The sequence below is a fragment of the Brevundimonas abyssalis TAR-001 genome (assembly GCF_000466985.1).
In the GTDB taxonomy this organism is placed as follows: Bacteria; Pseudomonadota; Alphaproteobacteria; order Caulobacterales; family Caulobacteraceae; genus Brevundimonas; species Brevundimonas abyssalis.
In genome coordinates this window covers 20,049-28,383 of the sequence record NZ_BATC01000033.1, presented here as the reverse complement: position 1 = coordinate 28,383, position 8,335 = coordinate 20,049, and the positions used below count along the sequence as shown (strand labels likewise).

Annotated in this window: 9 protein-coding genes and 2 pseudogenes; 2 read left to right on the top strand and 9 right to left on the bottom strand. The window is 67.7% G+C overall.

The window, feature by feature from the left end:
* From MBEBAB_RS09420 to MBEBAB_RS09405, 4 genes are all read right to left on the bottom strand, one after another.
* On the bottom strand, positions 1 to 547 hold a 547-nt coding region (locus tag MBEBAB_RS09420; RefSeq protein ID WP_045319143.1), incomplete at its 3' end, for a cytochrome P450.
* Positions 544 to 1,176: a hypothetical protein gene (locus tag MBEBAB_RS09415; protein WP_148291489.1), complete on the bottom strand. Its 633-nt coding sequence runs from the start codon at positions 1,174 to 1,176 to the stop codon at positions 544 to 546. The genes MBEBAB_RS09415 and MBEBAB_RS09420, both read right to left, overlap by 4 nt.
* The gene (locus MBEBAB_RS09410) at positions 1,152 to 1,388 is read right to left on the bottom strand and encodes a hypothetical protein (RefSeq protein ID WP_021697738.1); all 237 of its coding nucleotides are present in this window, start codon (positions 1,386 to 1,388) and stop codon (positions 1,152 to 1,154) included. The genes MBEBAB_RS09415 and MBEBAB_RS09410 overlap by 25 nt, the downstream gene beginning before the upstream one ends.
* Positions 1,340 to 1,699, bottom strand: coding sequence for a hypothetical protein (locus MBEBAB_RS09405; RefSeq protein ID WP_021697737.1), 360 nt, complete (start codon positions 1,697 to 1,699; stop codon positions 1,340 to 1,342). The genes MBEBAB_RS09410 and MBEBAB_RS09405 overlap by 49 nt, the downstream gene beginning before the upstream one ends.
* A 149-nt stretch (positions 1,700 to 1,848) precedes the next feature.
* Here MBEBAB_RS09405 and MBEBAB_RS09400 point away from each other — a divergent pair.
* Positions 1,849 to 3,350, top strand: a pseudogene (locus MBEBAB_RS09400) (CoA-acylating methylmalonate-semialdehyde dehydrogenase).
* Between the two features lie 29 nt (positions 3,351 to 3,379).
* Positions 3,380 to 4,324 carry a hypothetical protein gene (locus MBEBAB_RS09395; RefSeq protein WP_148291488.1) on the top strand — a complete coding sequence of 315 codons (945 nt, stop codon included), beginning with the start codon at positions 3,380 to 3,382 and terminating at the stop codon, positions 4,322 to 4,324.
* Positions 4,325 to 4,329: 5 nt separating this feature from the next.
* On the opposite strand, the gene MBEBAB_RS18700 is transcribed toward MBEBAB_RS09395, so the two are convergent.
* From MBEBAB_RS18700 to otsB, 5 genes and pseudogenes are all read right to left on the bottom strand, one after another.
* Entirely contained in the window at positions 4,330 to 4,731 is a 402-nt protein-coding gene (locus MBEBAB_RS18700) for a trehalose-6-phosphate synthase (RefSeq protein ID WP_373852908.1), read from the bottom strand.
* Between the two features lie 32 nt (positions 4,732 to 4,763).
* Positions 4,764 to 5,075, bottom strand: coding sequence for a trehalose-6-phosphate synthase (locus MBEBAB_RS18695; protein WP_373852906.1), 312 nt, complete (start codon positions 5,073 to 5,075; stop codon positions 4,764 to 4,766).
* Between the two features lie 131 nt (positions 5,076 to 5,206).
* Positions 5,207 to 5,734 (bottom strand): annotated as a pseudogene (locus tag MBEBAB_RS18690) (trehalose-6-phosphate synthase); the annotation flags it as partial.
* Positions 5,731 to 7,524 (bottom strand): glycoside hydrolase family 15 protein, encoded by a 1,794-nt coding sequence (locus MBEBAB_RS09385; RefSeq protein WP_021697734.1) that lies wholly within the window; start codon positions 7,522 to 7,524, stop codon positions 5,731 to 5,733. The gene MBEBAB_RS09385 and the pseudogene MBEBAB_RS18690, both read right to left, overlap by 4 nt.
* Positions 7,521 to 8,291, bottom strand: coding sequence for a trehalose-phosphatase (otsB, locus tag MBEBAB_RS09380; RefSeq protein ID WP_021697733.1), 771 nt, complete (start codon positions 8,289 to 8,291; stop codon positions 7,521 to 7,523). Before otsB ends, MBEBAB_RS09385 begins: the two co-directional genes overlap by 4 nt.
* Positions 8,292 to 8,335 lie beyond the last annotated feature (44 nt).

Sequence of the window (8,335 nt, the reverse complement as noted above, 5' to 3'; positions counted from 1 at the left end):
AGGCGGCGATCACCCGCTCGGCCGCCGCGTCCGAAATGGGCTCCGAAAAGATGGTGCGGAAGATCACGTCGGCGGCGAAGCGGGTCATCTCCATGTCCACCCGCACCGGCTCGCCCGTGTCGGCCAGGGCCTCCATGCGCGCCGTGGCCACGGTGGCCGCCTCCAGCATGCGGGCGAAGACGTCGCGCACCCGCGCCTGCTCCAGCGCCGGATCGATCAGCCGCCGCTGCCGCCCCCAGATCTCGCCGTTGCTGACGAAGATGGAATAGCCGGTCAGAGCCCGCAGCATGGCGTCCATCAGGCCGGATTTGGGGAAGTCCTCCGCCCGCCTGACCAGCACCTCGCGCACCAGATCCGGATCGCGCACAGTGAAGATCCAGCGCCGCTTGAAGAAGGGCAGGGTGCGGAACCCGTGGCGGCCCATCTTCTGGCCGTAGCTGCCCTCGCGGAACGTCCCGAGCCCGGAACGCAACAGGGCGATGCGTTGGGTCAGGGTCGAGCGCTTCTCCGGCGCCGTGGCCGGGCGCGGCGGGGTGAACAAACTCATGCCGGGCTCCGCTCGATCAGAAAGTCCGGCCCCGCCGCCAGGGCGAACCAGTCGTAGCCGCCGGGCAGATCGGTGGCCTTCAGGTACTGGAAATGGAACGCCAGCGGATCGCGGCGGATGGCGCGGAAATGCTCGTCCGTCAGCAGCTTGTGGAAGCGCGGCGCCCGTCTTTCCGGCCGGTCCGGATCCGGCGCGGGGACCACCCCGTGCAGCGCATGGAGCGTGCAGGCCGAGGCCGGGTCCGAGGCCGAGGTGGCGTCCACCCAGCCGACGGAGCGCGCCGCCGCCACGGCCCTCAAGGCCGCCCGGAACGTCTCGTCCCCCAGCGCCGCCTGGATGCACAGGCCCTGCCCCAGCGTCAGCAGGCTGACCGCCGTGGTCCCGCGTCCCAGATCGGGCCGCATCTCCAGCGCCCGGGCCAGCACCCGCACCGCCTGGTTGCCGCCCAGGCTGAAGCCCGCCAGCACCACCTCGTCGGCCCAGCCCTCGTCCACCGCGGCGATCAGGCGTTCGGCGAACAGGTCGCAGCGCGCGGCCTGCTCCGGCGGCGGATCGGCGGCGATGCGCGCCATGTAGGAAAAGCACTGGCTGACCCAGCCGCAGTTCACCTTGCGTCGATGCGCCGCCACAGCCAGGCGATGACGAAGGGCGCCGCGGCGACCACCGGGAGCGCCGCCCAGGGCGTGATCAATCCCGCCGCCAGCGCCAGAAGAGCCATCAGCCCGATCAGCCCGCCCAGGATCACCGGCGGCGTCATCAGGCACAGCCACAGCGCCCGCGCCTGTCGCCGCGTCAGGCCATAGAGCCCCGCCCCGGCCATGGCCGCGACCCAACGGGGCATGGCATGATCACCCGCCGCTCGCCTCTCAGCCACCAGGCCCGCACCAGATCGTCCCAGCGCAGCAGGGTGACCCGGGTCTCCGCCGCGCGCCCGTCCATCACCGTCTGCACCGTCCAGCCCAGCGCATGATCGCCGTCGGCGTGCTTGCGCTCCACCGCGATCACGGCGCCGGACACCGCCGCCTGCTTCGGCGCCTCCTCGGTCCACATGCGGTGATAGGCGGCGGGAGAACGGGGGTCGTAGCCGGGAATGAACAGCAGCCGGCGCCGGTGCGCGCGCCCCTGCCCGGTCGAATCGACCTGATCCCGCATTCGTCCCCTCCATCCCCGGCGGGCACTGAACCCGCGCCGCCCGGCCGTGTCAAACCGCCATGCGGGTCTTCCTCAGCCGCTCCGCTGGCCACGGGCGCCTGGCGGGTTTAAGACGACGCCAAACAACCAGATCAGGGAACACTCAGGACATGCGCGACATTCGCCACTTCATCGACGGGGCTTCCTTCGAGGGCGCCTCGGGCCGCTTCGGGGACGTCTTCAACCCCAACACCGGCGAGGTGCAGGCGCGGGTCCAGCTGGCCACCGAAGGCGAAGTCGACAAGGCCGTCCAGGCTGCCCAGAACGCCTTCGAAGCGTGGTCCTCCACCAATCCCCAGCGCCGCGCCCGGGTGATGTTCGAATTCAAGCGCCTGGTCGAGGCGAACATGGACGAGCTGGCCGAAATGCTGTCGTCCGAGCACGGCAAGGTCATCGCCGACTCCAAAGGCGACATCCAGCGCGGCCTTGAGGTCATCGAGTTCGCCTGCGGCATCCCCCACGCCTGAAGGGCGAGTACACCCAGGGCGCCGGCCCCGGCATCGACGTCTATTCCATGCGCCAGCCGCTGGGCGTGGTGGCGGGCATCACGCCTTTCAACTTCCCGGCCATGATCCCCATGTGGATGTTCGGCGTGGCCATCGCCGTGGGCAACACCTTCATCCTCAAGCCGTCCGAGCGCGACCCGTCGGTGCCGGTCCGTCTGGGCGAACTGATGATGGAGGCGGGCGCCCCCGCCGGGGTGCTGAACGTGGTCCACGGCGACAAGACGGCGGTGGACGCCATCCTGACCCATCCGCTGGTCCATGCCGTCAGCTTCGTCGGCTCGTCCGACATCGCCCACTATGTCTACCAGACCGGCGCCGCCAACCATAAGCGCGTCCAGGCCATGGGCGGGGCCAAGAACCACGGCGTCATCCTGCCCGACGCCGACATGGACCAGGTGGTCAAGGACCTCACCGGCGCCGCTTTCGGAAGCGCGGGCGAACGCTGCATGGCCCTGCCGGTGGTGGTGCCCGTGGGCCAGAAGACCGCCGACGACCTGCGCGAACGGCTGGTCGCGGAAATCCCGAAACTGAGGGTCGGCGTCTCCACTGACGCAGAGGCCCACTACGGCCCCGTGGTCAACGCCGCCCACAAGACGCGCGTCGAGGGCTGGATCGACCAGGGCGTCAAGGACGGCGCCGAACTGGTCATCGACGGCCGCGGCTTCTCCCTGCAGGGCCATGAGAAGGGCTACTTCATCGGCCCGTCCCTGTTCGACCACGTCAAGCCGGGCATGGAGTCCTACAAGGAAGAAATCTTCGGCCCGGTCCTTCAGATCGTGCGGGCCGAGAACTTCGAGGAGGCCCTGTCGCTGGCCTCGAAGCACCAGTACGGCAACGGGGTGGCCATCTTCACCCAGAACGGCCGCGCGGCCCGCGACTTCGCCGCCCGGGTCAATGTGGGCATGGTGGGCATCAATGTGCCGATCCCGGTGCCGGTCGCCTATCACACCTTCGGCGGCTGGAAGCGCTCGGCCTTCGGCGACACCAACCAGCACGGCATGGAAGGCGTCCGTTTCTGGACCAAGACCAAGACCGTCACCGCCCGCTGGCCGGACTCGGAGCTGGAGCACGCGGACTCCAGTTTCGTCATTCCGACGATGCGGTAAGGTCGCTGCGAGCAGTTGGGGGGGCGGTCATGCGCAAGGTCATTCTAGCAATTTTTATAGTGGCTCTTGGGACTGTCAGTATCCCGGCGCCAATGATGGCTCGGGCCGCAGCCCAGGAGCGCACGCTTGCGGACCAGGGCGCGGTCATGGCGAGATTGCTGGACGCGGGGCTGCAAATACAGACCGCGTTGGGAAGTCTTTTCTCCAGTCAGTTCATTGAACCGGACGCCAGCGCCAGACTCTGGAGGGATACGCTCCGGGCTCGTCGCCCCGAGATTGATCAGACCCTCGCCGTCATCCGGCAAGCCTCCGTCGAGATTCAAGGTTTGAGGGCGTCTGGAAACGAACTCTCCGATCGCCAGATCAACAGCTTTGTCGACACGCTGAGCGAGCAGGCCGACACCGCTGAAGCAATGTTGGTGTCGCTTATCGAAGTCTCGGATTCTTTGGAAGCGGGAGAACGGGGGGCTGTTGACCGGGGGATCGAGGCCCTGATTCATGGGCCTGTGCTGATGATGGATGGACAGGCGCTCTCTCTCCGCACGCAGGCCGCAATGTTCCCGCCGGGACAATCGCAGCAACATCTGGCCTATGCCTCAGCTGCGCTCACGGAAGGTGTCTCATTTAAACTCAAGGCTCTGAACGGACTTGTTCCCCAAAGACAAGCACGTGACGAAATCCGCAGCCGCGCGGAGAGCATCGCCGCAAATGTGGAGGAGGGGCTGGCTGCTCTGGAGCGAGAAATCCTCACAGGGACCACAGACGTCGAACAGGCGGCCCTGATCGACAGGCTCGTTCCATTGAAAAGAGAGGCGTTTATCCTTGTTCAGCAAGGAGAAAATTTGCTGATCAGGGCCGCTTCTGAAGTTGAAAGAAATGAGGATTCAGAAGCGTGGTGGACTGATTACGACACGCTTTCACTGCGCATAAATCAAAACACGTCTGAGCAGCTACGCATCATAGCGGGGAACTGACCGCTTCAGTCCGGATCCGATGCGGCCTCGCCCTTGCCCGGCAGGGCGGTGAGGGTGCGGACGAAATCGTCGCGCCAGATGGCCACGTCCGAGGCCCGCACCGCCGCCATCAGGGCGGTCCAGCGTTCGATGCGTTCATCCCGCGACATGGTCAGGGCGCGGTGGATGGCCTGGGCCACCTCCTCCCGGGCGAACGGATTGACGATCAGGGCCTCGCGCAGTTCCTCCGCCGCTCCGGCGAAGCGCGACAGGATCAGCACGCCCGGGTCCTCCGGGTTCTGGGCCGCCACATATTCCTTGGCCACCAGATTCATCCCGTCGCGCAGGGGCGTCACCAGCCCCACCCTGGCCGCCCGGTAGATGCCCGCCAGCTGATCCCGGCGATAGGTGCGGTTGAGATAGCGCACGGGCGCCCAGTCCATATCTGCATAGGCGCCGTTCACGTGGCCCGCGAGGCGTCCAGCCGCGCCCGCAGGTCCTGATAGGTGTCCACCTCGTCGCGCGAGATGGGGGTCACCTGCAGCAGGAACACCTCGCCGCGCATGGAGGGGTTGTCCTCGAGGAACTGCTGGAACCCCAGCAGCCGCTGTTCCAGCCCCTTGGAGTAGTCCAGCCGGTCCACGCCCACGATCATCGATCGGAACGCCGAGGACGCCGCCATGCGGTCATAGGTGCGCTGGCCCAGCGCCGAGTCCCGCGCGGCGATGAAGCCGTCCACGTCGATGCCGATGGGGAAGACCCCGCCCTGCACCGTCTTGCCGAAGGCTCCATGCCGTTGTCGCCGACCTGCCGTCCGCCGGCCTCGGAGGTCACGTAGTCGCGGAACAGGTCCAGCCACTCCTGGGTGTGAAATCCCAGCAGGTCGTAGTCGAACAGGGACTCCACCAGCCTGCGGTGAAACGGCAGGGTCACCAGCAACTGGCGCACCGGCCAGGGCGTGTGCAGGAAGAAGCCGATCCGGTTCCTGATCCCCAGCCGCCGCAGATCCCGGGCCAGGGGGATCATGTGATAGTCATGGATCCAGACGATGTCGTCGTCCTGGATCAGGGGCGCCAGCACCTCGGCGAAGCGGGCGTTGGTCCGCTCATAGCCCTGGCCGTACGACTGCTCATAGGCGGTCAGGTCGACCCGGTGGTGGAACAGCGGCCACAGGGTCTTGTTGGCGTAGCCGTTGTAATACTCCTCGACATCCTGGGCCTCCAGATCCACCAGGGCCACGGTGACCCCGGCCCGATCCTCCATCTTCAGTTCGCCGGTGAAGGTCTCGGTGGTCTCCCCGGACCAGCCGAACCAGATGCCGTCATATCGCCGCAGCGCCGCCGACAGGGCCGCAGCCAGCCCGCCGGTGGAGCTCTCCCCCGCATCCTTCGGCGCGGAGACACGGTTCGATACGACGATCAGGCGACTCATCTCACATCCGTCCAGGAACGGCTCAACAGCACGGCGCAGTTGATGATCCCCACAAGGGAATAGGTCTGCGGGTAGTTCCCCCACAGTTCGTCATCGCCCAGGGAGATGTCCTCGGACAGCAGGCCCGCATTGGTGCGGCGGCTCAGCATCTGTTCGAACATCTCGCGCGCCTCGTCCGCGCGCCCGTTCATGTGCAGGGCCTCGATGAACCAGAAGGTGCAGAAGTTGAACGCCGTCTCCGGCTCGCCGAAGTCGTCCGGCTCCACATAGCGGAACAGATACGGCCCCTTCTTCAGGTCACGCTCGATGGCGTCGAAGGTGGCCACCTGACGCGGGTCCTGTGGATCGAGGAAGCCCAGCTCCACCATCTGCAACAGCGAGGCGTCCAGCTCGGTCCCGCCGAAGCTGGCGGCGAAGCGGCCCTCCTCAGGCACGAAGGCTTCCTTCTCTATCCGTGCACGGATGATCCCGGCGCGCTCCCGCCAGACCTCGGCCCGATCGTGCAGCTTCAACTGGTCCGCAGCCTTGGCCAGACGGTCGCACGCGGCCCAGCACATCATGGAGGAATAGGTGTGCACCCGCGCAATGGTGCGGAACTCCCACAGGCCCGCGTCGGTCTGGTCGTGCACGGCGAAGGCGCGCTCGCCCACCTGCTCCAGGGCGTGGAAATCCTCCACCGACCCGGGGCGCAGCAGGCGCTGGTCATAGAAGGATTGCACCAGCGGCAGGACAATTTGTCCGTATACGTCATGTTGCAGATGTTCGTGCGCCTGGTTGCCCACCCGCACCGGCTTCATGCCGTGATAACCCTCGACCGTATCGACGATGCGCTCGGTGATCGCGCCCTCCAGCCCGACACCGTAGACCGGCTGCACGTGCCCCCCTGCCGCGTTGTCCACCAGGTTCCGCAGATAGGCGAGGTAGTTCTCCAGGATGTCGATGGCGCCCAGCCGGGTCAGAACCCGCACCGTGTAATAGGCGTCGCGGATCCAGCAGAACCGGTAGTCCCAGTTGCGCCCGCTCTCGGGAAACTCCGGCACCGAGGTGGTCAGGGCCGCGACGATGGCGCCGGTCTCTTCGTGGGCGCACAGCTTGAGGGTGATGGCGGCGCGGATCACCGCCTCCTGCCAGTCCAGCGGCAGATACAGGGTCCGCACCCACTGTCGCCAGTAGTCCTCGGTCCGTTCGCGGGCGGCGGCGACGCCGGCCCCCACTTCCTGATCATAGCCCTCGTCGGGGCCGAAGAAGAACGACAGGGTCCGCTCGACCCGGAAGGTGCGTTCGTCCAGCACATGGGACACAGGACAGTCCGTGGTCAGACGGAAGGTCAGGTCCGTGCAGTGATAGCGGATATGGTTCGAGCCCGAAGTGGTCGGCGCGGGCCGCGCGCCCCAGTCGCGGGCGGGCCGCATGCGGATGGTGACGCGGGGCACGCCGTGCAGCGGCCGGATGATGCGGGCCAGGGCGATGGGGCGATAGGTGCGGCTGTGCTTGGCGTGGCGGGGCGCGAAATCGATGATCTCCAGCGCCGCCCCGTCCTCGGCGGTCAGCACCGTGCGCAGCACCGGGGTGTTGCGCACATAGGCCTGCTCCACATGCTTCTGGCCGTCCAGTTCGATGGACCAGAAGCCGTGCTGCGGGTCGTCCCCATCCATCAGGGCCGAGAACACCGGATCGCCGTCCACGCGCGGCGCACACGACCACACGTGTCGCCCCTGCCGGTCGATGAGGCTGGAGACGGCGCAGTTGCCGATCGGCGCCAGGTCCAGATTGGGTCGGTTGCCGTTCATGCGCGCTCCGCCAGGGTTTCGAGCCAGTCCATCACCGCCTCGGGGCCGTTCAGGCCGTACAGGGCCGCTGTCTCGCGCGGCGGGCCCACCAGCACCCCGAACCCGCCCCGTCCGGCGGCGGCGGTGAAGGCGAACTCGTCGGTCAGGTCATCGCCGGTCATCACCGGGACAGCACCCTTGAACGGCGCCTCCTCCATGAAGGCGGCCAGGGCGCGGCCCTTGTCGGCGCCGGGCGTCTTCAGCTCCTGCACCATGTCGCCGGGCTGCAGGGTCAGGCCGTGGCGCTCGGCCAGGGCGCGCGCCAGATCGCGCGCCGCGTCCGCCTGATCCGGCGCCTGACGGTAGTGGAGGGTCACGCCCAGCCCCTTGTCCTCGATCAGGACCCCCGGCCGGTCGCGCGCGAATGCCACCAACGCCTCATGCACCTGCGCCATGTCCGGATGGGGCGCCAGCCGCCGCACCTGCCCGTCGGCGCCGCGCCGTTCCAGCCCGTGAATCCCGGCGACACAAGGCACGGCGCCTTCGCAGATGCGGTCGATCTCGGCGATGGTGCGTCCGCTCACCACCGCCAGCCGGCCATCCAGCCGTTCCAGCAATCGGCCCAGCACGCGGGTTCGACGGCCGTCGGGTCCGACGCCCTCGGGGGTCGCGGTGATGGGCGCCAACACCCCGTCCATGTCCAGAAACAGGGCCGGCCGCTGCGGCAAGGCGGGCGGCGGCGACAGGGGCGTCACGGCATGGGCGGCGTCGGTCAGCATGATCCTCATGAACTGTCTGGCTTGTCCCCGCACCCTAACGCGTGACCGCCCCC